The sequence below is a fragment of the Pseudomonas savastanoi genome (genome assembly GCF_020917325.1).
GTDB lineage: Bacteria > Pseudomonadota > Gammaproteobacteria > Pseudomonadales > Pseudomonadaceae > Aquipseudomonas > Aquipseudomonas amygdali.
The window spans coordinates 533,378-557,065 of record NZ_CP076652.1 but is presented as its reverse complement, the minus strand read 5'-3'; the positions used below and the strand labels follow the sequence as shown (position 1 = coordinate 557,065).

12 protein-coding genes are annotated in these 23,688 nt (G+C 60.4%); 6 read left to right on the top strand and 6 right to left on the bottom strand.

The window, feature by feature from the left end:
- Positions 1-336 precede the first annotated feature (336 nt).
- Entirely contained in the window at positions 337-4,290 is a 3,954-nt protein-coding gene (gene putA / locus KP808_RS02490; protein WP_230017387.1) for a trifunctional transcriptional regulator/proline dehydrogenase/L-glutamate gamma-semialdehyde dehydrogenase, read from the top strand.
- A gap of 226 nt (positions 4,291-4,516) precedes the next feature.
- A complete protein-coding gene (locus KP808_RS02485) occupies positions 4,517-6,319 on the top strand; it encodes an acyl-CoA dehydrogenase (protein WP_122280658.1) in 1,803 nt (600 codons plus the stop codon).
- Between the two features lie 21 nt (positions 6,320-6,340).
- Here the strand turns inward: KP808_RS02485 and KP808_RS02480 are convergent, their stop codons facing one another.
- Positions 6,341-8,986, bottom strand: coding sequence for a dermonecrotic toxin domain-containing protein (locus KP808_RS02480; protein WP_230017386.1), 2,646 nt, complete (start codon positions 8,984-8,986; stop codon positions 6,341-6,343).
- Between the two features lie 483 nt (positions 8,987-9,469).
- Between KP808_RS02480 and KP808_RS02475 the strand changes: the two genes are divergently transcribed.
- Both KP808_RS02475 and mscK read left to right on the top strand, forming a co-directional pair.
- On the top strand, positions 9,470-11,212 hold the full coding sequence (locus KP808_RS02475; protein ID WP_230017385.1) for a potassium/proton antiporter: 1,743 nt from the start codon (positions 9,470-9,472) through the stop codon (positions 11,210-11,212).
- A 38-nt stretch (positions 11,213-11,250) separates the two neighbouring features.
- Complete coding sequence (gene mscK / locus KP808_RS02470) at positions 11,251-14,640, top strand: mechanosensitive channel MscK (RefSeq protein ID WP_230018786.1); 3,390 nt, start codon at positions 11,251-11,253, stop codon at positions 14,638-14,640.
- 69 nt (positions 14,641-14,709) lie between these two features.
- On the opposite strand, the gene KP808_RS02465 is transcribed toward mscK, so the two are convergent.
- The 5 genes from KP808_RS02465 to KP808_RS02445 are packed head-to-tail and all read right to left on the bottom strand — an operon-like array spanning position 14,710 to position 20,866.
- A complete protein-coding gene (locus KP808_RS02465) occupies positions 14,710-16,443 on the bottom strand; it encodes an acetyl/propionyl/methylcrotonyl-CoA carboxylase subunit alpha (RefSeq protein WP_230017384.1) in 1,734 nt (577 codons plus the stop codon).
- Positions 16,440-18,044 carry a 5-oxoprolinase subunit B/C family protein gene (locus KP808_RS02460; RefSeq protein WP_230017383.1) on the bottom strand — a complete coding sequence of 535 codons (1,605 nt, stop codon included), beginning with the start codon at positions 18,042-18,044 and terminating at the stop codon, positions 16,440-16,442. Before KP808_RS02460 ends, KP808_RS02465 begins: the two co-directional genes overlap by 4 nt.
- 9 nt (positions 18,045-18,053) lie before the next feature.
- The gene (locus KP808_RS02455; RefSeq protein ID WP_058399855.1) at positions 18,054-18,851 is read right to left on the bottom strand and encodes a putative hydro-lyase; all 798 of its coding nucleotides are present in this window, start codon (positions 18,849-18,851) and stop codon (positions 18,054-18,056) included.
- Between the two features lie 2 nt (positions 18,852-18,853).
- On the bottom strand, positions 18,854-19,618 hold the full coding sequence (locus KP808_RS02450; protein ID WP_002551748.1) for a LamB/YcsF family protein: 765 nt from the start codon (positions 19,616-19,618) through the stop codon (positions 18,854-18,856).
- A gap of 15 nt (positions 19,619-19,633) precedes the next feature.
- Positions 19,634-20,866: an NRAMP family divalent metal transporter gene (locus KP808_RS02445; protein ID WP_230017382.1), complete on the bottom strand. Its 1,233-nt coding sequence runs from the start codon at positions 20,864-20,866 to the stop codon at positions 19,634-19,636.
- Positions 20,867-21,185: 319 nt separating this feature from the next.
- Between KP808_RS02445 and KP808_RS02440 the strand changes: the two genes are divergently transcribed.
- Together KP808_RS02440 and selO are read left to right on the top strand one after the other, a co-directional pair.
- Complete coding sequence (locus KP808_RS02440; RefSeq protein ID WP_058399853.1) at positions 21,186-21,785, top strand: GntR family transcriptional regulator; 600 nt, start codon at positions 21,186-21,188, stop codon at positions 21,783-21,785.
- Between the two features lie 138 nt (positions 21,786-21,923).
- Entirely contained in the window at positions 21,924-23,387 is a 1,464-nt protein-coding gene (selO, locus tag KP808_RS02435; protein ID WP_058407728.1) for a protein adenylyltransferase SelO, read from the top strand.
- Positions 23,388-23,688 lie beyond the last annotated feature (301 nt).

Here is a 23,688-nt window from a genome sequence, read left to right as displayed (position 1 = left end):
GCAAGGATCGGCAATCAATTGCTGGCGGTTGCACCGCGGGAATGAATCCTATTAAACAAACCAAACAAGGTGCAACCCATTTCAACGTGCAAGTTGCACCTGTTACAAAAAAACCAATAAAGGCGTTTTTCTGCGCCATTTTAGGGCGTTTTCGGCCCTATCTACAAACAATCACGCACCAGCTCTGGGCAAAGCAACGCTATTGCGGCCTGCTTGCCGGGAATGTCACAAAATATTGTCGAAACAGGGTTGCACTCGGTTGCACCTGACCCCGTCACGGCGCTAATCTTTGCCAAAGCCGATGCCACCGCCGCGTGGCTATAATGAGGACAACACATGGCCACCACTACTCTAGGCGTCAAACTTGACGACCCGACCCGCGAGCGATTGAAAGCCGCCGCCCATTCGATCGACCGCACACCGCACTGGTTGATCAAGCAGGCGATTTTCAATTACCTGGAAAAACTGGAGAGTGGTGCAACCTTGCTGGAGCTCAATGGCGCGACTGGCAAAGACAGCGAAGACCGTGGCGAAGTGGCGGAAGACACTGGCCTGCAATGCTTTCTTGATTTTGCCGAGAGCATTCAACCGCAGTCGGTACTGAGGGCCGCCATCACCTCCGCCTACCGCCGCCCCGAGCAGGAAGTGGTGCCGATGCTGCTGGAGCAGGCGCGCCTGACCGCACCTGTTGCCGAAGCCACCAACAAGATGGCCGCGTCGATTGCCGAAAAGCTGCGTAACCAGAAAAGCGCTGGCGGCCGCGCTGGCATTGTTCAAGGCCTGTTGCAGGAATTTTCGCTGTCCTCGCAGGAAGGCGTTGCACTCATGTGCCTGGCCGAAGCGTTGCTGCGCATTCCGGACAAGGGCACGCGCGATGCCTTGATTCGCGACAAGATCAGCAACGGAAACTGGCAGCCGCATCTGGGCAACAGCCCGTCGCTGTTCGTCAACGCTGCCACCTGGGGCCTGCTGCTGACCGGCAAGCTGGTCGCCACTCACAACGAGGCAGGTCTCACATCTTCGCTGAGCCGCATCATCGGCAAGAGCGGCGAACCGATGATCCGCAAGGGCGTCGACATGGCCATGCGCCTGATGGGCGAGCAGTTCGTCACCGGCGAAACCATCGGCGAAGCCCTGGCCAATGCCAGCCGTTTTGAAGCCAAGGGCTTCCGCTATTCCTACGACATGCTGGGTGAAGCGGCGCTTACCGAGCATGATGCGCAGAAGTATCTCGCGTCCTACGAGCAGGCCATACACTCCATCGGCAAGGCCTCCCACGGCCGCGGCATCTACGAAGGCCCGGGCATTTCCATCAAGCTGTCGGCACTGCACCCGCGCTATAGCCGCGCCCAGTACGAGCGCGTGATGGAAGAACTGTACCCGCGCCTGCTGTCGCTGACCCTGCTGGCCAAGCAGTACGACATCGGCCTGAACATCGATGCCGAAGAGGCTGATCGTCTGGAGCTGTCACTGGATCTGCTCGAGCGCCTGTGCTTCGAACCGCAGCTGACTGGCTGGAACGGCATTGGCTTCGTGATTCAGGCTTACCAGAAGCGCTGCCCTTATGTGATCGATTACGTGATCGATCTGGCTCGGCGCAGCCGTCACCGCCTGATGATCCGTCTGGTCAAGGGCGCGTATTGGGACAGCGAGATCAAGCGCGCCCAGGTTGAAGGTCTGGAAGGCTATCCGGTGTACACGCGCAAGGTGTACACCGACGTCTCGTACATCGCCTGTGCCCGCAAGCTGCTGGCGGCACCAGAAGTCATTTACCCACAATTCGCCACACACAACGCCCACACCCTGGCGGCTATTTACCAGATCGCCGGGCAGAATTATTACCCAGGTCAGTATGAGTTCCAGTGCCTGCACGGCATGGGCGAGCCTTTGTACGAGCAGGTCGTAGGCAAGGTCGCAGACGGCAAGCTGAACCGTCCATGCCGCGTGTACGCTCCGGTCGGCACGCATGAAACGCTGTTGGCCTATCTGGTCCGTCGTCTGCTGGAAAACGGTGCCAACACGTCGTTCGTCAACCGGATTGCCGACCATTCGATCTCCATTCAGGAACTGGTGGCCGACCCGGTCAGCCAGATCGAACGCATGGCAACACAGGAAGGCGGTTTCGGCTTGCCGCACCCGCGCATTCCGCTGCCGCGCGACCTGTATGGCACCGAGCGCGCCAACTCCAGCGGCATCGACATGGCCAACGAGCATCGTCTGGCTTCGCTGTCCTCGGCCCTGCTCGCCACAGCGCACAATGACTGGAAAGCTGCTCCCATGCTCGGCTGCCCGGCCAGCGCAGGCACACTGACTGCCGCGTTGAACCCATCCGACCTGCGTGATGTGGTCGGTCATATTCAGGAAGCCTCGCTGCAGGATGTCGAGAACGCCATCCAGTGCGCCTTGAGCGCTGGCCCGATCTGGCAGGCAACACCGCCTGCCGAACGCGCCGCAATTCTGGAACGTGCTGCCGATTTGATGGAAAGCGACATCCAGCCCTTGATGGGCCTGCTGGTCCGCGAGGCGGGCAAGACCTTCGCCAACGCCATCGCCGAGGTGCGCGAAGCCGTCGACTTCCTGCGTTACTACGCCGTACAGGCGCGCAATGATTTCACCAACGACGCCCATCGTCCGCTGGGGCCGGTGGTCTGCATCAGCCCCTGGAACTTCCCGCTGGCAATTTTCAGCGGTCAGGTCGCTGCTGCACTGGCTGCGGGCAACCCGGTGCTGGCCAAACCGGCCGAGCAAACACCGTTGATTGCCGCCCAGGCCGTGCGCCTGCTGCTTGAAGCCGGCATCCCGGAAGGCGTCGTGCAATTGCTGCCGGGGCGCGGTGAAACCGTAGGTGCCGGGCTGGTCGGCGACGAACGCGTCAAAGGCGTGATGTTCACCGGTTCCACTGAAGTCGCCCGCCTGCTGCAACGCAATGTAGCCGGACGTCTGGATTCGCAGGGCCGCCCTATCCCGCTGATCGCCGAAACCGGCGGTCAGAACGCGATGATCGTCGACTCTTCGGCGCTGACCGAACAGGTTGTCATTGACGTAGTTTCTTCGGCGTTCGACAGCGCCGGGCAACGCTGCTCGGCACTGCGCGTGCTGTGCCTGCAGGAAGACTCTGCCGACCGCGTCATCGAAATGCTCAAGGGGGCGATGGCCGAGAGCCGTCTCGGCAACCCGGAGCGTCTGTCTGTAGACATCGGCCCGGTGATCGATGCCGAGGCCAAAGCGGGTATCGAGAAACACATCCAGGCCATGCGCGACAAAGGCCGTACGGTTTATCAGGTGGCCATTGCCGACAGCACAGAGCTCAAGCGCGGCACCTACGTGATGCCGACCCTGATCGAGCTGGAAAGCTTCGATGAACTGCAACGCGAAATCTTCGGCCCCGTGCTGCACGTGGTGCGCTACAAGCGCAAGGAACTCGGCCTGCTGATCGACCAGATCAATGCATCCGGCTACGGCCTGACCCTCGGCGTGCACACGCGCATCGACGAAACCATCGCCAAGGTCATCGATAACGTCAACGCAGGCAACGTCTATGTAAACCGTAACATCGTCGGGGCGGTGGTGGGCGTCCAGCCATTTGGCGGCGAAGGCCTGTCCGGTACCGGCCCTAAAGCCGGTGGCCCGCTGTACCTGTACCGCCTGCTGTCGACGCGTCCGCAGGATGCCATCGAGAAATCGTTCGTGCGCAGTGATGCACTGTCTGCTCCGGACACCCGCCTGCGTGACATCCTCAACAAACCGTTGCAAGCCTTGAAGACCTGGGCAGCCAGTCACCAGCAAGCCGAACTGGATGCCCTGTGCAGCCAATACGCCGAGCAATCGCAAAGCGGCATAACTCGCCAGCTGGCGGGCCCGACCGGCGAGCGCAACAGCTATGCGATTCTGCCGCGTGAACACGTGCTTTGCCTGGCGGATGACGAGAACGACCTGCTGATTCAACTGGCAGCCGTGCTGGCTGTCGGCAGTTCTGCCGTGTGGCCGGAAACAGACATCAGCAAGCCATTGCGCGCTCGTCTGCCAAAGGATGTGCAGGCACGCATCAAGCTGATCCCTGACTGGACCAAGGACGAAGTCATCTTCGACGCCGTCCTGCACCACGGCGACTCCGATCAGCTACGTGCCATCTGCCAGCAGATCGCCCAGCGCAGCGGTGCAATCGTCGGCGTCAATGGCCTGTCCCACGGCGAAACCAACGTGCCGCTGGAACGCCTGGTGATAGAGCGGGCATTGAGCGTCAACACCGCGGCGGCGGGTGGCAATGCGAGCCTGATGACGATCGGCTGATGCCGCTCGGTAACAGATGACGCAGAGCGTCAAGAAAGGCATTCCCATGCTGGAGCGTGCGGAACGAGAGGTGTCGGAAAGACACCGACCGTTCCCATGCTCTGGACGCTCCGCGTCCGCTCTCGATACCCCCCGCACACGCTCGACCATCACCCGAATCAATCTTGCTACCCTCCCTCCTCAACCCGACCTAGACTTGAGCCATTCCAAGAATAGGTACGCCATCATGTCCGAGTCGCTGCTCAGTTCCCGAAACCTGGCTTTCGAGCTGTATGAAGTGCTGGACGCCGAAGGGCTGACGCGGCGTGAGCGGTTTGCCGAGCATTCGCGGGAAACCTTTGATGCAGCGCTGGGGACGGCGCGTACTATCGCGGAAAAGTATTTTGCGCCGCACAACCGCAAGGCTGACGAAAACGAGCCGCGCTATGAAAATGGCGAAGCGATTCTGATCCCCGAGGTCAAGCCTGCTGTGGATGCGTTTCTCGCCGCTGGTTTTCTCAATGCATCGCGTGATTTTGAAGCGGGCGGCATGCAGTTGCCGACCCTACTGTCACAGGCCTGCTTTGCCCACTTTCAGGCAGCCAATGTCGGAACCACGGCCTACCCGTTCCTGACCATGGGCGCGGCGAATCTGATTGAGAGTTTTGGCAACGACGAACAAAAACAGCGCTTTCTGCAACCGATGATCGAGGGGCGCTTCTTCGGCACCATGGCCCTGACCGAGCCACACGCAGGTTCGTCGCTGTCAGACATCCGCACCCGCGCCGAACCGGCAGACGACGGCACCTACCGGCTGCGTGGCAACAAGATTTTCATCTCGGGTGGTGATCACGCGCTTTCGGAAAATATCGTGCACATGGTATTGGCAAAACTGCCGGATGCCCCTGGCGGGGTCAAAGGTATCTCGCTGTTCATCGTGCCCAAGTTTCTGGTCAACGACGACGGCAGCCTCGGCAAGCGCAACGATGTGCTGCTGGCTGGCCTGTTTCACAAGATGGGCTGGAAAGGCACGACCTCCACCGCGCTGAATTTCGGCGATAACGGTGAGTGTGTCGGCTATCTGGTCGGCAAGCCTCATCATGGTTTGAGTTACATGTTCCAGATGATGAACGAAGCACGCATCGGCGTCGGCCTGGGCGCGGTCATGCTCGGCTATTCGGGGTATCTGTACTCTCTGGATTATGCCCGCGATAGACCTCAAGGTCGGCTGCCTGACAGCAAAAGCCCCGAGAGCACGCCTGTTCCGATCATTCAGCACGCCGACGTGCGGCGTATGCTGCTGACCCAGAAAGCGTATGTAGAAGGCGCGTTCGACCTGTGCCTGTATGCCTCGCGACTGTTCGACGACACACAGACCGGCGAAACCGACGACGCCCGCAAGCATGCCCATGAACTGTTGGACTTACTGACTCCGGTGGTCAAGTCCTGGCCTTCGGAGTTCTGCCTGAAGGCCAACGAGCTGGCGATTCAGGTTCTCGGTGGTCACGGCTATACCCGCGAATACCCCGTTGAGCAGTACTACCGCGATAACCGGCTTAATCCGATTCATGAAGGCACTCACGGCATTCAGTCGCTGGACCTGCTTGGTCGCAAGCTGGCGCAAAATGGCGGCACCGGCCTCAAGCAACTGCTGCGCCTGATATCCGACACATGCGAGCGGGCGCAGGTTTACGACTCACTTCATGAGCTGCGCCAACCTCTGGAGCAATTGGTCACTCATGTGCAGGCTGTCACCCTCGGTCTGCTGACCGATCTGGCGCAAGGCAGAATCACCAGTACCCTGGCCAATTCGGCGCTGTACCTCAAGGTATTCGGCCATACCATTATTGGCTGGCGCTGGCTGGAACAGGCGATTCGCGCTGAGGAAGGTCTGGGCAAAGGTCATTCGGCCGACAGCGACTTCTACAAGGGCAAGCTTCAAGCAGCCCGGTACTTCCTGACCTGGGAAGTACCGGGCTGCCATCACGAACTGAGCATTCTGGAAAACCGCGATGACACTTGCCTTGCCATGCGCGATGGCTGGTTTTAAATAAAACCGGGCGGCGCTTGATCAGTGAGGGCTGAACAGGTCAGTCATCGGGTTCTGTGGAAAGAACCGGTCGACCAATGCCTTGGCATCTGCCCCCAACTTGAGCGCGTATTGCTCTCGACTGAATGGCTCGCCCGTGCGCATATCGTAAAGCGCTCTTCCCTGAACCGGGCGATCGACCTCCTGCATCTGGACTTTCATGATGCGGTAAAACTCGCCGACCACTTCTTCGATACTCTCGATTTGAAAATAACAACCAGGCAAAAAGATCGATTCGGCCTCATCGGGCGAGGCTGAAAATGGCGCGATCGGCGTGGCCCTCAAATACCGTCCTTTGGGCAACACAAAGACCACCGAAGTATCATCGAACGTTATCGGCCCAATCACCGCGTTAGTAGGAGCACCGGCTCGACTGCTGGCAAACGCGCTGACCACGTAGGGGTTTTCACTGAACGAAGTGATATCGGTATTGACCAGCACATCGCCGATCTTGATCTGCCCGCTGCGGAACACGGCACCCGAGGTACCCCGATCACCGCTGCCACCCCGATACAACTCGACATCATTGCTATAGCCCACTACCTGGATGTCATCGGCAAGACGCTCAATGAACCTTACCTGGTTGGAGCCCCTACGTTCGCCTGTACGCAGGAATCGATTGAACACCGTATCCTCCTGGGTATAGAGCATGATGTTAGCGCCGTAATAGTCGTCCTCGCCCAGCTTGAATACCCTGTGTTTACCGTGCCACGGGTCCCGGTACACTTCATCGCCTTCGGGTGAAGAGTCAGACTCCAGAACATCGTCCGTGGTTGGCTCCCAGATATCCATGACCTCTTTCTGACGAGTCAGGGCTCTTTCTGCATAATATTGCTCATTGAATATGTCCGTTTGCAGGTACCTGTCCCAGAACGTTGAATGCACTGTTGCATAAGGTTTTCCTGGCGGGACTGATGAGCTGGTAGACGGCACCTGCGGATCCATAGGCGAGCCACCCTGCAAGCCAGGTGGTTGGATCAGCGTCCATTCCCCGTCGAGCCCCAAGCGAACCGGCTTACTGCCAACGAACGCAAAAGGATTGTCAGGGTCAACGATGAACCAGCACTGCTGTTGCTCACTGAACATCACGCGGTACGGCAACCGCGCAAGCTTGATCCAGGTTTCGCCATTGCCCAATGAGTAAACGCCACGAAACCTGCCTTCTTCGGCTGAAGGCGTGAGGCTCTCCAGCAGCAGGTTGCCTTCCATGTTTTCCAGCGGATCGACAATCACGCCACTTTCCACAACTTCACCGGGGAGCGACACGACATCCGCCCGCACTAATGGCATACGCTCAGGCATGGCACGAATGGACATCAGTAGCGGCAGGTTAAAAAGCAGGTAAAGGGTGTTGATAATGGCACCCAATACACCAGCGCGACGTTGCGCCGGGGTCTTGCCATTGACCGCCTGATCAATGTTCAACCCGGTATTGGCGAGGCCTGCGCCAACCAGCGTCAGAGCAATGGGCCACCCCAACGCGGCTAGCCCGCCAAAAGCCTGCATGAAGGCACTTAGATAACCGATCCACATCTGCTTGCGCAGATCGGCGTTGGACGTCAGCAACTGATGCGCGTCGGCGGTCATGACCTGACGCGCGATATCACGCAGATAAATAAAGGGATCACCCACGATGGGTGCCCGGGATTGATTGATAAGTCGGACATCGGCACGCCAGTCATGCGCGAGCAATTCACTGACTCCGCGCGCAAACCTGACGCTGTCCTGTGTTCGTGCCGCCTCGCCGCGCAGGAAATTGCCTGTCAGTGCCTTACCCGCCTGCTCGCTCGCGAACTGCCCCTTGAGCCAGTTGTACAGCGCGCGTTCGTTTTCGAACACCTGAAAAGGCTGCTCGGCATCAGGCCGGTAAATCACTTCCCGGCCATCAGCGATAACGATACGCAGCATGTCGTAAGTCTTGACGCCGTTGATGTCCAGCGTATGCACCGAAAGGCCAGGCGTTACCAAAGGCGAGTCCCGCAAGGCCTTCAGCGTCGCAGGCTGCGAGGGATCAGTGACGACGAATCGAGTGACGTGCTTGAATTCGTCTGGCGAAAGCTGACCTTTGCGCAGGCAATTACCGGCTGCAACCAAATAGTGTGCTTTGGCCAGAATGCAAAAATTCTCACTGTGCGCACTCCAGAAACGCTCCATGCAGCGGGTGTACAGCGAGCTGAAATCCAGCGTCCACATTTCTGCCAGCAAAGTCTGCGGCAGCATGGGCACCTCGTTGCGCTCGTCGAACACCTCATGATCCGGACCGTCGGTATAAAAACCGCCGTAAAGGGAAAGCTCATCACTGGCCTCTTGGTCGTGGGCGTTGAAGTTCTGCATGAGCAGTTCGATCAACGTCATCGATTGCAGCGGTTTGCCGGAATGCCGCCAGCCGGTAAATGTACGCGGGCTGCTGCTTGCGCTGCCGAAACGATGCCAATAGACCTTGTCGGGGTTGAACACCTTTTTCGTGTGCTGAAGCATGATCTTGCTGACTACGCTATAGGCCAGATCGTGCAGATCGGGGTAGTCGAAAACAAATTGCTTCGCGCGTTCACGCAGCAGTTGCTGATCGGTTTCAGGTATTTTCAGAGATTGGGTCGTCATGACTTCTTCCTGTATGAGAGAAGTCATGCACGTAATCACCCCTTACGGCATACGTGGCACTAACTATTTATAACGCGACCCTGCGCAGGCAGGCGCGTGAACTGATTCAGTCAGAGGCCCGACAGCAAAGGCAGCGGGTGACTGCAGATTGATCGGGTTCAGCCGTAAGTACTGACTCGCCCGCGCCCAGAACTCTGCATGCGGATTCAGGTAATCGCTAAATGAATTTCCGCCCTTCTTATTTCTGCACTTTCATCGTCCATGATGAAAACCTTCTATAGCTGGAGCTCGACAACAGGCCGCAAGAAGGCTTGGCTTGTGGCATATACGTCTGTGTCGACCGCCAGATTGCGACGAGTCACGTGCTCTGGAACGCCGAATCTGCGTGATCCGCCGAAAATTGATCTTTGACAGCCAAGCAATTCAACAGGTTAAATCGCTTGGCACGCGGACTGCATGGTCAGTTTTCGCCCCTCTCGCTTCAATTCAGTTTTCTACGGAGTACCGCCCTTGGACGCCACCACCATCAACAGCCTGTTCCTGGTCGGCGCGTTGCTGGTAGCCGCAAGCATCCTGGTCAGTTCTCTTTCATCACGCCTGGGCATTCCGATCCTGGTCATCATCCTGGCCGTGGGTATGGTAGCGGGCGTGGATGGCGGCGGGATCATCTTCGATAACTACGCTACCGCGTACCTGGTCGGCAACCTTGCGCTGGCCGTCATTCTGCTTGACGGCGGGCTGCGCACCCGGGTGGCCAGTTTCCGGGTAGCGCTGTGGCCTGCCTTGTCGCTGGCGACGGTGGGCGTGCTTATCACCACGGTACTGACCGGCATGGTGGCGGCATGGCTGTTCAATCTGAGCGCTATCCAGGGGCTGCTGATCGGTGCAATCGTCGGTTCGACAGACGCTGCTGCGGTGTTCTCCCTGCTGGGCGGCAAAGGCCTGAACGAGCGGGTCACCGCCAGCCTCGAGATCGAATCGGGCAGCAACGACCCTATGGCCGTGTTCCTGACCGTCACCCTGATCGGCATGCTGGCCAGTGGGCAGACCGGTTTGCACTGGGGGCTGCTGGGGCATTTGATTCAGGAGTTCGGCATCGGCAGTTTCATCGGCCTGGGCGGCGGCTGGATCCTGCTGCAGCTGGTCAACCGCATCAATCTGGCGGCCGGCCTGTACCCGATTCTGGTGATTGCCGGCGGCCTGGCGATCTTCGCCCTGACCAACGCTATCCACGGCAGCGGTTTTCTCGCGGTCTACCTGTGCGGTCTGGTGCTCGGCAACCGGCCGATTCGCAGCCGCCACGGCATCCTGCACATGCTCGACGGCATGGCCTGGCTGGCACAGATCGGCATGTTTCTGGTGCTGGGCCTGCTGGTCACACCCCACGACCTGCTGCCGATTGCGATTCCAGCGCTAGGCCTGGCGCTGTGGATGATTCTGGTGGCACGCCCGCTGTCGGTGATGGTCGGCCTGCTGCCGTTCAAGGCCTTCCATGGCCGCGAAAAAGCCTTTATCGCCTGGGTCGGCCTGCGTGGCGCGGTGCCGATCATCCTTGCCGTGTTCCCGCTGATGGCCGGGCTGCCCAATGCGCAGCTGTATTTCAACCTGGCGTTCTTTATCGTGCTGGTCTCGCTGTTGCTGCAAGGCACCAGCCTGCCGTGGATGGCCAAACTGTTGAAAGTGACGGTTCCGCCTGACCCCGCGCCTATTTCCCGGGCCGCGCTGGAGGTGCACGTCACCAGTGAATGGGAGCTGTTCGTCTACCGTCTGGGCGCTGAAAAATGGTGCATTGGTGCTGCGCTGCGTGAGCTGAAAATGCCTGAGGGCACGCGTATTGCCGCGCTGTTCCGGGGCCAGCAGTTGCTCCACCCGTCCGGCAGTACGACGCTGGAAGTGGGTGACCTACTGTGTGTGATCGGTCACGAACACGACCTTCCGGCGTTGGGCAAACTGTTCAGCCAGGCACCGCAACGTGGCCTGGACCTGCGCTTCTTCGGCGACTTCGTACTTGAAGGCGATGCACGGCTGGGTGAAGTCGCGGCCCTGTATGGCCTGAAACTCGATGGTATCGACCCCGGAATGCCGCTCAGCCAGTTCATTGTGCAGAAGAACCGCGGCGAGCCGGTGGTGGGCGACCAGATTGAATGGAATGGAACTATTTGGACAGTTGCCGTCATGGACGGGAACAAGATCCAGAAAGTGGGCGTCAAATTCCCCGAAGGAACCCGCCCGGGCCCCGGACTGTTCCTTTAAACTGCCAATCCACACGTATCATCATGCGACCGGTGTCTATGTTTTCCCTGCGTTCCATTTGTGCTGCCGCACTGTTTGCGCTTTGCCTGTCCACCTTCCCGGCGCTCGCCGCCGATCCGCCCAGCAGCGATGCCGTGCAGCAAAGTCTCGACAAGATTGCTGATCGCAAGCTGCCTGATGCCGAGCAGAAAGCGCTGCAACAGGTACTCGAGCAAACGCTGGCTTTTCTCGCCAGCAAGAAGGACAGCGAGCAGAAACTCGAAGCGCTCAAGCAACAACTGGCCCAGGCGCCAAAACAGACCTCGGAAAACCAGCGCGAGCTGGCCCGCCTGAAAGAAAGCAAAGTGGTGCCCGTCGCCCAGCGCTATGGCGGCCTGGATGTGCCGCAACTGGAGCAACTTCTCAGCCAGCGCAGTACTCAGCAAAGCGACCTGCAAAGCGAACTCAACGACGCCAACAGCCTGGCAATCACCGCGCAGACCCGGCCTGAGCGGGCGCAGACTGAAATCAGCGCCAATCAGACGCGTATCCAGCAGATCAACGCCATCCTCAAGAGTGGCAAAGACAACGGCAAGACCCTGAGCGCCGACCAGCGCAACCTGCTCAATGCAGAACTGGCCTCGATCAACGCCCTCAACCTGCTGCGCCGTCAGGAACTGGCCGGCAACAGTCAGTTGCAGGATCTGGGCAATAGCCAGCACGACTTGCTGACCGAAAAGGTCGCGCGCCAGGAACAGGAAATTCAGGACCTGCAAACCCTGATCAACGATAAGCGTCGCGCCCAGTCGCAGAAAACGGTCGCCGACCTGTCCCTGGAAGCGCAAAAGTCCGGTGGCAGCAGCCTGCTGGCGACCGAAAGCGCCGCCAACCTCAAGCTGTCTGACTACCTGTTGCGCGGCACCGACCGCCTCAACGAGCTGACCCAGCAAAACCTCAAGACCAAACAGCAACTGGACAACCTGACCCAGACCGATCAAGCCCTCAGCGAGCAGATCAACGTGCTGAGCGGCAGCCTGCTGCTGTCCAAGATTCTCTACAAGCAGAAGCAGGCGTTGCCACATCTGGAGCTGGACAAGGGCCTGGCCGACGAAATCGCCAACATTCGTCTGTATCAGTTCGACATCAACCAGCAACGCGAGCAGATGAGCACGCCGACCGCCTATGTCGAGAAGCTGCTCGCCACTCAACCGCCTGAAAACATTACCCCGCAACTGCGCCGCACGCTGCTCGACCTGGCGATCACCCGCAGCGACTTGCTGGAGCGTCTCAATCGCGAGCTGAGCGCGTTGCTCAACGAGTCCATCACGCTGCAACTGAACCAGAAGCAGCTGACCAGCACCGCTCAGGGGCTGCGCGCGACACTCGACGAGCAGATGTTCTGGATCCCCAGCAACAAGCCGCTGGACCTGGAATGGTTTCAGAATATCTGGCCGCGCCTGCAAAAGCAGATCGCCACCCTGCCCTGGACATCCAGCCTGAGCGAGCTGTCAGACGGTCTGACTCAGCGACCGCTGCTGTTCCTGCCCCTGCTGCTGTTGATCGGCGTACTGACCTGGCGGCGCAAGGCGCTGTATCAGAAGCTGAATCGCCTGCATGCCGACATCGGCCACTTCAAACGTGACAGCCAATGGAAAACGCCACTGGCGCTGCTGATCAACGTGCTGCTGGCCATGCCCGTGGCGCTGGGCCTGGCGCTGTGCGGCTATGCACTGCAAATCGATGCACGCGGGCAGAACGCCAACCTGGGTGAGGCATTGCTGCAGATCGCCCTCGCCTGGCTGGTGTTCTACACCGCCTACCGCGTACTCGCCCCATCTGGCGTTGCCCAGCTGCATTTCCGCTGGGAAACGGCGCAGGTCGAGTTCCTGCGTGGCTGGGTGCGTCGCCTCGGACTGGTCGTCCTGGCCCTGGTGGCGGTGGTGGCCGTAGCCGAGCACCAGCCTGCCGCGCTGGCCGACGATGTGCTGGGGATCGGCGTGGTGCTGACCTGTTACGCTCTGATGACCTGGCTGCTCGCTCGCCTGCTGATCTCAAGCCCCACGCATCATAACGCTTCGCTGTTCCGCAAGACTGTCGGTGTGGTGTTCACGGCACTGCCCGTCGCACTCTTTCTGGCCGTGTGCTTTGGCTACTACTACACGGCGCTCAAGCTCAGCGACCGCCTGATCGACACCCTGTACCTGATGATGATCTGGCTGATGGTCGAGGCGACGTTCGTCCGCGGCCTGAGCGTCGCCGCCCGCCGCCTAGCTTACCAGCGTGCACTGGCCAAACGTCAGGCAGCCCGGGAAAACGGCGACAGCGACATTCCGGTCGAAGAGCCGAAACTGGACATCGAACAGGTCAACCAGCAGTCGCTGCGCCTGATTCGTCTGGCCCTGCTGGCCGGTTTCGTCGGTGCGCTGTACCTGGTCTGGGCCGAGCTGATCACCGTGTTCGCCTACCTGGACAACATCATCCTCTACGAATACACCAGCGGTACCGGTGCCAACATGAGTATGGTGCCGATCAGCCTGAGCGACTTCCTCGGTGCAGGGGTGATCATCGTCATCACCTTCGTGCTCGCCGGCAACCTGCCCGGCCTGCTGGAAGTGCTGGTGCTGTCACGCATGAACCTCGCGCAAGGCAGTGCCTACGCGACGACCACGCTGCTGTCGTACACCATCGCCGGTGTCGGCTTCGTGACAACGCTGTCAACGCTGGGCGTGAGCTGGGACAAATTGCAGTGGCTGGTCGCGGCGCTGTCGGTAGGGCTCGGGTTCGGCATGCAGGAGATCTTCGCCAACTTCATATCCGGCATCATGATCCTCTTCGAACGTCCGGTGCGGATCGGTGACACCATCACCATCGGCGCCCTGTCGGGGACGGTCAGCAAGATCCGCATCCGCGCAACGACCATCACTGACTTCGATCGCAAGGACATCATCGTCCCGAACAAGACCTTCATCACCGGCCAGCTCATCAACTGGTCGCTGACCGACACTGTCACCCGCGTAACGCTCAAGCTGGGCGTCGATTACGGCTCGGACCTGGATCTGGTGCGCTCCCTGCTGCTGCAAGCCGCCCGGGAAAACCCTCGGGTGCTGAAGGAACCAGAGCCCATCGTTTACTTCCTGAACTTCGGCGAAAGCACCCTCGACCACGAACTGCGCATGCACGTCCGCGACCTGGGCGACCGCAACCCGGTGCTGGACGAGATCAACCGCTTCATCAATCGCGAGTTCAAGAAGCAGCACATCAACATCTCGTTCCGCCAGATGGAGATCTACCTCAAGAACACCCAGGGCCTGGAATACAAACTGGTGCCCGCAGAGCCGAGCGATAAAAACGGTGCCCCGACCGGGCAAACAACGCTGCAACCGGTAAACACCAAAGTGGCCCCGGCGACCAAGGATGCACCGGAGCCGCCTGAGTTGCGGCTGGACTAAGGCGATTACTTTCTGCAACAGCACGCGTCAATCGGGTAACAGCCCGGTTGACGCGTGATTGCTATCAAATCAGGCCTCAACCCGCCCAATCACCACCTTCGCCTCCAGATACCCGCCAGGCTCCTTGCTGATCTGCACGGTTCCGGCACACGGCGCCAGTATCGATGTTTCCATCTTCATCGCCTCCATGATGGCGATCACCTGGCCCTTTTCTACTGTCGCTCCGTCCTCAACTGCCCACGCATGCAGATTACCCGCGACCGGCGTCAGTACTGCGTGCGGGTCAGGGGCGTCGGCAGCTGGCTGGCTGGCGTCAGCCGGTGCGGCAGCGTTCAGGCTCATGCCGGCCAGCAGCGCGGCGGGCAGGCCCAGTTCGTGGCGTTTGCCGTCGATTTCAACGAAGGTGCGTAGCACGCCTGCATCGACTGGCGCAGCGTTGCGCGGTGCGATGGTGACGTGCTCGGCGAAGTCGGTTTCGATCCAGCGGGTGTGGACGGCGAAGGTATTGGCGGCGGTGAAGTCGTCGTGGGCCATGACGGCTCGATGGAACGGCAGCACGGTGGCGACGCCTTCCACCTTGAACTCGGCCAGGGCGCGGCGGGCGCGGCTGATGGCCTGTTCGCGGGTCGCGCCGGTGACGATCAGTTTGGCGATCATCGAATCGAAGTTCGCTGACACTCGCGAGCCTTCTGTCACGCCGGTGTCCAGGCGCACGCCCGGTCCGGACGGTGGCTGAAACACGTCGATGGTGCCCGGGGTCGGCAAAAAGCCGTTGCCTGCATCTTCGGCGTTGATGCGGAATTCGAAGCTGTGCCCGCGTGGTACAGGCGTACCATCGAACGACAGCGGCAGGCCGTCGGCCACGCGCAGTTGCTCGATGACCAGATCCACACCGCTGGTTTCTTCAGTCACCGGGTGTTCGACCTGCAAGCGTGTGTTGACCTCCAGGAATGACAGGGTGCCGTCGCCACTGAGCAGGAATTCCACCGTACCGGCACCGACATAGCCTGCCTCGGCACAAACCGCACGGGCCGAATCGTGGATGCGCTGGCGCAGTTCATCATCCAGGTAAGGCGCTGGCGCTTCTTCGATCAGCTTCTGATTGCGGCGTTGCAGCGAGCAGTCGCGGGTGCCGACAACGACTACGCGGCCGTGGCGGTCGGCGATGATCTGCGCTTCGATATGACGAGGACGGTCCAGAAAGCGTTCGACAAAACATTCGCCCCGACCAAACGCGGTTACTGCCTCGCGTACGGCAGACTCGTACAGTTCGCTGACTTCATCCAGCTTCCAGGCCACCTTCAAGCCTCGACCGCCGCCGCCAAATGCCGCCTTGATGGCAATCGGCAGGCCATACTGCTCGGCGAACGCAAGCACTTCAGAAGCATCTTTCACCGGGTTTTCAGTGCCAGCTACCAGCGGCGCACCGACTTTCAAAGCGATGCGCCGGGCTTGCACCTTGTCGCCCAGCGCGTCGATGGTTGCAGGGTCCGGGCCGATCCAGGTCAGGCCGGCGTCGATTACGGCGCGGGCAAAGTCGGCGCGTTCCGAGAGGAAGCCATAACCTGGGTGAACCGCGTCGGCACCGGCACGAGCAGCGACTGCCAGCAGCTTTTCGATGTTCAGATAGGTGTCGGTGGGGCGCTCACCTTGCAGCCCGTAGGCTTCATCGGCCTGACGCACATGCAGCGCGTCGATATCGGCATCGGCATACACGGCCACCGAGGCAACCCCATAGTCACGGCAGGCGCGGGCAATGCGCACCGCAATTTCGCCACGGTTGGCAATCAGAACCTTTTTCATCTGTTATTGGTCTCGTCTGAAGTGGCGGGGCGCACTGGCTCGAAGGCGCTCAGCGGGTTGAAACGAATGCGGGCATTGACCGGAATCTGCCCGGCCTTGTCCAGGTGATAGGTAGCGACTGCGCCGATGACCGGGTAACCGCCGGTCAACGGGTGGTCCGCCAGAAACAGTACCGGCTGGCCACTGGGCGGTACCTGAATGGCACCGACCGTGGTGCCCTCGCTGGGCAGTTCGCCACTGACGGCGCGCGCAAGCGACTGCTCGCCCGCCAGGCGGATACCGATACGGTTGGATTGCGGCGTAACCAGCCAGGTTTGCTGCGCAAGCAACGCCTGCGCCTCGGCCGTGAACCAGTCGCTGCGCGGCCCCATGACCACATCCAGGGTAATGACCTGATCATTGCGCGGCATGTCGAAGGCCGGTTGTTCGCCAGTCGACACCGCAGCGCCGCCGGTTCTGCACTTGAAGCCCAGCCGGTCGCCAGCCGCCAGCGCTGCGGGTCCGACCTGGGCCAGCGTGTCAGTGGACAGACTGCCCAGCACCGGCTCGTGGACAAAACCACCGCGAACGGCCAGATAACTGCGCAAGCCTGCGGTGGGCGAACCGATGCTCACCTGATCGCCGCTCTGCAACGAAAACGGCGCGTAAAGCGGCGGCTGCATGCGTTGGCCATCAGCCGTCAGCACCTCGACAGGCGCCTGAGCACCGGTAACCGCTACCACGGCCTGGCCCTGACAGGTAAACGTCAGGCCACCCATGAGAATTTCCAGACAAGCAGTGCCTGGCTCGTTGCCTACTGCACGATTAGCCGCACGCAATGCGCCGCGATCCAGCGCGCCTGATGCGGAAACACCCTGCCCTGCCCGACCAGGACGACCCAGGTCCTGAAACAGGGTCTGCAAACCCGGCGTAACGACTTGCAGATAGTCTTCGGTGATTGTCGACGCCTGCTGACGAACGGGCGCAGCAACCGAAACGCTGGTCACGGGCAGCGGACCGGCGTCTTGAAAGCGCACGCGATAGCCAGGCTGAAGCAAGGCTGGCTCGTCGCGGCCCAGGTCCCACATTTTTGAGTGAGTCACGCCGATGATCTGCCAGCCACCGGGGCTGGCCTGTGGATAAATGCCGCTGAAACCACCGGCCAACGCCACTGCACCAGCGGGAATGCGCGTGCGCGGTGTGCTGCGCCGCGGCACGACAAAGCCGGCACCGCCACTGAGGTAGGCAAAACCGGGCGCAAAGCCACAGAAGGCAACGTTGTAGTCGCTGCCGGTGTGGCGCTTGATCACTTCGTCAACGCTGATCTCCAGCTCGCGGGCCACATCAGCCAGGTCTTCACCGTTGTAATGCACGGGTATTTCAATCAGCTTGCCGGGCTCGCGAGCGCTGCCGCGAATGTCACGCGAGGCAATCTGCGCCGCCAGCGCCTCGAAACCGATGGCGGACGGGCGAAAATGCACCAGCAGCGTCCGGGCCGCTGGAACGATTTCCTCCACGCCGAAAATGGGCATCTGCTGTAACGATTCGAACAGGGCCAGAGTCTCGTCCAGGTTCGACAGTTCAACCAGAAGCGCGTCCAGGTTGGCCGGGTAGAAACGCATGAGCCTCTCCTATACGTGGTAGTAGCTGTCCGGAATATCGGTAATGAACATGTGCCCCGGCGCATGGGAAATCGCGAACGGCACACGAGACGCCATGACAACCGCCTGCGGGGTCACGCCGCAGGCCCAGAACACAGGAATCTCGCCGGGCTTGATGCTCACGGCATCGCCGAAGTCCGGGTGCGCAAGGTCCTTGATGCCGAGCAGTTCGGGCTCGCCGACATGCACCGGCGCGCCATGCACGCCGGGGTAGCGCCCGGTGATCCGCGCTGCCTCGGCAACACGGTCGGCAGCGATGGGTCGCATCGACACCACCATGTTTCCCTGCAAGCGCCCGGCAGGTCGACAGACACGATTGCTGCGGTACATCGGTACGTTGCAGCCTTCGCTGATGTGGCGCACATCGATCCCGGCGTTCATCAGGTCGGTTTCGAAGGTGAAGCTGCAACCGATCAGAAAACTGACCAGATCGCCGTGCTGCGCCCAGATTTCGCTGGCGTCGCTGACTTCTTCAGCCAGTTGCCCATCACGCCAGACCCGATACAACGGCAGGTCGGTGCGCAGGTCGGCCTGTTCGGCCAGTAACGTGGTGTAGCTGCCAGGCTCGGTCACATCCAGCACCGGGCAGGCTTGCGGATTGCGCTGGGCGAACAGCAGAAAGTCATAGGCCCAGTCGCGCGGCAGCGTGATCATGTTGCACTGGGTCAGACCGGGGGCCTGACCCGCGGTCGGCGAAACAAACCCTTGTCGATAGCGGGTACGTGCCTCGATAGCCGCCTGACGGGCGTGTTGCAAGGTGTTGTTCATGGTCAGCCCCGGTTGAATGCGCGGACGGTAACGCCTGCGTCGTGCAAACGGTCTTTCAGGATGCGGGCGATGTTCACCGCGCCCGGACTGTCGCCGTGTACGCAGATAGAGTCGGCTTGCAGACTGATTTCGCGGCCATCTTCAGCCTCGATAACCCCGTCGCGCACCAGACGCAGCATGCGTTCGGCGATCAGTTCGGCATCGTGCAGCACGGCACCGGGTCGCGAACGGGAAACCAGCGTGCCTTCGGCAGTGTAGGCGCGGTCGGCGAACGCTTCGGCAACGCACGCCAGTCCGGCTTCCCGCGCCCAGCCGAGCAGTGGCGAATTGGCCAGACACACCAGCTTCAGCGCAGGGTCGATGCGCAACAGCGCCTGAATGACCGCCGCCGCCTGGCGCTGATCGCCAGCGATGGTGTTGTACAGCGCGCCGTGAGGTTTGACGTATGTCACGCTGGTACCGGCGCTGCGCGCCAGGCCCTGAAGCGCGCCGATCTGATAAATGACGTCGGCCGTCAGCTGGTCGCTCGGGATGTCCATGTTGCGACGGCCAAACCCGACGAGGTCCGGGTAAGCCACATGCGCACCAATGGCAACGCCGCGGGCCGCAGCGGCCTCGAGGGTACGGAGGATGCCGGCCGGATCGCCAGCATGAAAACCGCAGGCCACGTTGGCACTGCTGACCACATCGAGAATCGCCTCGTCGTCGCCCATGCTCCAGGCGCCGAAGCTTTCACCGAGATCACTGTTGAGGTCTATTGCAGGCATTTTTATTCTCCGAAATCAGGCTGCATTGATGAAGGCAAAGATGGCTCCCGCCGATTTGAACGCCATGTACCACGACAGCAGACAGGTCAGCACGCCCAGCACCAATAGCCAGCGCGGGTAGTGGTAGCCGTCCATCATGTCGGACCGGCGCCAGCCGACGTACATGAAAATGCTCAGGCCCAGTGGCAGGATCAAACCGTTGAAGCCCCCGGCAAAGACCAGCAGCGCGGCCGGTGGTTTGCCCCACATGACGTATACGACCACGGTGATCAGGATAAAGCCGACAGTTGCCAGGTTGCGCACGCGCTCGGTGATGCGTTTGGAAAATACCGTGATGAACGACATCGAAGTATAGGACGCGCCGATCACGCTGCTGATGCCGGCCGCCCAGAGCACCAGGCCGAACATGATCAGGCCGAAGTTGCCAGCGGCAGCGGTGAACGCCTGGGCCGCAGGGTTTGCGCCCTGGCCGGATACATCGATTACGACGCCGCTGGCGACCACGCCGAGGATTGCCAGAAACAGTATGTAACGGACAACCCCGGTGACCAGAATACCGGTCAGCGCCGCCTTGGACACTACATTGATGTTCTCGACCCCGACGGTGCCGCGATCCAGCAAGCGGTGAGCACCGGCATAAGTGATATAGCCGCCGACCGTGCCGCCGACGATGGTGGTGATGGCGGCGAAATCGACCATGTCCGGCAATACCGTCTGACGCAGCGCCTCGCCCAGCGGCGGGTGCGAGGCGAAGGCAGCGAACAGGATCAGGCAGACTTTCAAGGTACCCAGCACCATCATGATGCGATCCATCGCAATACCCGCACGGTGCGACGAGAAGATCGCAATGGCGATCAGCGCGCTCAAGGCGCCACCCCATTTGGGATCAAGGCCGATCAAGGCATTCAACCCCAGCCCTGCACCGGCAATGTTGCCCAGACTGAATACCAGCCCGCCGAAAATGACCAGCACTGCCAGCAGGTAACCACTGCCGGGGATCGCCGCGTTGGCCAGATCCGATGCGCGCATTCTGGTCAGCGTGACAATGCGCCAGACATTCAACTGCACCACGAAGTCGATCAGGATCGACGCCAGAATGCCGAAGGCAAACGCCGCCCCCAGGGTCGCGGTGAAGGTGGCTGTCTGGGTCAGAAAGCCTGGGCCGATGGCAGAGGTCGCCATCATGAAGATCGCGGCGATCAATGAGGCGCGACGCGCCTTGGTGAACTCATTGGCAGTCTGTGTCACGGCGGCATTCCTGAGATGAGAGGTAACCTGCCAGAGCAATGAGCATGCCAAAGGGCATTAAACAGCGGCAAGTTGTAGATACATAAAGATAATATTGTTGAACAATCCATATCTCATGGATCAACAATACGCACCATATTGTTACGCTTGAACTCAAGTGTGCTACCTGATGAAGCATCGGATGGCCTTCGTCCTTGCCAGCCAATGAGCTGTCGTGGAATATCGACTCGGCTTTTCCTTATCCGGACCCTTTATGAACGACGCTGCTTCTCTCCTCCCTCGTACGCTTGGAGAATCAATCACCACAGAGCTTCGCAGAATGCTGGTCGAGGGTGAGCTGGTTCCCGGTCAACGTCTTTCGGAAGCGGCGCTGGCCGAAAGCCTGCAGATTTCCCGCAATACCTTGAGAGAAGCCTTCAGAATTCTGACCCGCGAGGGTTTGCTCACTCATGAACCCAACCGCGGAGTGACCGTGGCCAAGCCTGATATGGCCTCGATCATCGATATTTATCGCATCCGGCGCTTCATCGAATGCAGGGCGATTGCCCAGGCATATCCGCAGCATCCTGGCGTGCAGAACATGCGCAATGCGGTCGAGGCAGGCGTGCGCGCCCGTGAAGCCAATGACTGGATGGCCGTGGGCACCGCCAACATGAAGTTTCACAAGGCCATCGTCGAACTGTCCGACAGCCCGCGACTGGTAGCGTTTTATGCGCAGATCTCGGCAGAATTGCGCTTGGCTTTCGGGCTGCTCAACAATCCGGAATTGCTCCACTCGCCCTACCTGGACATGAATGCTGCCGTGCTCGGCCGCCTCGACGCTGGCAAGACCGATGAAGCGACCCATATGCTCGAAGAATATCTGGTGCAATCGGAGCGCACGATTCTAGCCGCCTACGAGCGAACCCGGGCCCGGTAGTCCGGGCGTCTACCTGATCGCCAGAACTACCACCCCGGGGCCCGGTCTACGGGTTCTGACCGTTGCAACACGCCCGACGAGCCAGGCAGGCCGCCGCTTCGTTGAAAGCCTGAAATCCCCCTCTGGAGGCGCTACGTTTTGAAAGCACTCGACGAACTCATTTTCGACAACCGCTTTGCCCGTCTGGGCGATGCGTTCTCCACCTCCGTGCTGCCTGAGCCCATCGAAACGCCGCGGCTTGTGGTTGCAAGCCAGTCAGCACTGGCACTGCTGGACCTGGCCCCTGAACAAGCCGATCTGCCACTGTTCGCGGAGATATTCAGCGGCCACAAGCTGTGGTCCGAAGCCGAGCCGCGAGCGATGGTTTATTCCGGCCATCAGTTTGGCTCCTACAACCCGCGCCTGGGCGACGGTCGCGGGCTGTTGCTGGGCGAGGTGTACAACGACGCAGGCGAACACTGGGACCTGCACCTCAAGGGCGCGGGCCGCACGCCGTACTCGCGGATGGGCGATGGACGCGCTGTGCTGCGTTCGTCGATCCGTGAGTTTCTGGCTTCCGAAGCATTGCACGCGCTGGGTATCCCCAGCAGCCGTGCAGGGTGCGTAGTCAGCTCCAGCACGCCGGTATGGCGCGAAACCCAGGAGCACGCCGCGATGGTGCTGCGTCTGGCGCAGAGCCATGTGCGCTTCGGCAGTCTGGAGTACTTCTTCTACACCAAACAGCCAGAGCAGCTGAAGACGCTGGCCGAACATGTGCTGACCATGCATTACCCGCATTGTCAGGAACAGCCCGAGCCGTATCTGGCGATGTTCCGCGAAATCGTCGAGCGCAACGCAGAGCTGATTGCCAAGTGGCAGGCCTACGGCTTCTGTCATGGCGTGATGAACACCGACAACATGTCGATTCTGGGCATTACCTTCGATTTCGGGCCGTTTGCGTTTCTGGATGATTTCGACGAGCACTTCATCTGCAACCACTCCGATCACGAGGGCCGCTACTCCTTCAGCAATCAGGTGCCTATCGCACAATGGAACCTGAGCGCACTGGCGCAGGCGCTGACACCGTTCATCAGCGTGGAAGCGTTACGCGAGACTATTGGCTTGTTCCTGCCGCTGTATCAGGCGCACTACCTGGACCTGATGCGTCGTCGCCTGGGCCTGACCATTGCCCAAGAGCAGGACGAACAACTGGTCAGCCAATTGTTGAAGCTGATGCAGAACAGTGGCGTGGACTACACCCTTTTTTTCCGCCGCCTGGGCGATCAGCCCGCCGCAGAAGCGCTGCGCACATTGCGCGACGACTTTGTCGACATCAAGGGTTTCGATGGCTGGGCAGAAGCGTATCTGGCGCGTATTGCCCTCGAGGACAACGGCACCGAGCAGGAGCGTCAAACCCGCATGCACGCGGTAAATCCGCTGTACATACTGCGCAACTACCTGGCCCAGAACGCTATCGCCGCAGCGGAAAAAGGTGACTATGCAGAAGTCCGCCGTCTGCATCAGGTGCTCTGCACGCCCTTCACCGAACAACCCGGAATGGAAGGCTACGCCCAGCGACCACCGGACTGGGGCAAGCATCTGGAAATCAGCTGTTCGTCGTGAGGCTTTTGGTCCCCTATCGTGCCCATGCTCACCGTGCTCTGCGTCCTGCCTTGAGTGTGCGGCGCGGCATAGATCTGTGACGCGGAGCGTCACGCACGGCATTCCCACGCTGGAGCGTGAGGAACGATAATCCTGTAACTATCGTGCGGCACTCCGCGTCGCATGCCGTTCTGGACGCTCCGCGTCCTATCCGGAATGTGCGGCGCGGCACAGATCTGTGACGCGGAGCGTCACGCACGGCATTCCCACGCTGGAGCGTGAGGAACGATAATCCTGTAACTATCATGCGGCGCTCCGCGTC